This is a genomic window from Amycolatopsis sp. lyj-346, assembly GCF_046548975.1.
Taxonomy (GTDB): Bacteria; Actinomycetota; Actinomycetes; order Mycobacteriales; family Pseudonocardiaceae; genus Amycolatopsis.
Map to the genome: position 1 here is coordinate 1 of NZ_JAJPWT010000063.1, position 630 is coordinate 630.

1 pseudogene is annotated in these 630 nt (G+C 73.0%); it reads right to left on the reverse strand.

The window, feature by feature from the left end:
- Positions 1-630, reverse strand: a pseudogene (locus tag ACLJQE_RS44690) (ATPase); the annotation flags it as partial.

Genomic DNA, 630 nt, shown 5'->3' on the forward strand with positions numbered 1-630 from the left:
TGGCGCGACAGCGACTGCGGCGGCTCCAGCTCGTGCTCGTCGGTGTAGTGCTTGACCTGCGAGCGCACCTTGTTCATCTGCCGCTGCAGCTCGCCCGCCACGTCCTCGGGGCGCCGGACGTAGATGCGCGCGGACACCTCGACGGCGGCGGGCAGCCGGTCGGCGTGCTGGATCCACGGGTCGTCGACCTCGGGGATCTGCAGGCCGTGCATCTGCCCGACCGTGAGGACCGCCAGGTGCCGCGAGACGCCGGCGTTGGAGCCGGTGCGGCCGCGGACGGTGACCGTCGGCGCGTACGGCTCGGCGTAGAAGTCGGCGGCGTCGGTGAAGCTGGCCAGGTCTTCCGGCTCCCAGGCCGCGCCCGGCACCGCGGGCATGTTCCGCGGCGCGGGCAGGCCGAGGGAACAGGACCGGTGCATCAGCCAGGCCATCTCCTCGGCGTGCACCGGACGGCCTTCCAGCCCGGCGCTGCCGATGACCTGGTCGAGGTGCTCGACCTCGGAGTCCAGCGCGGTCAGCTCGGCGTCGACGGCCTCGGGCAGGATCTTGCGCAGCACCGGCGCGGCCCGCTCGACCGCGCGGTCGACCATCCGCCGGGTCTGCACCTGGACCCCCAGGTAGACCTCTTTT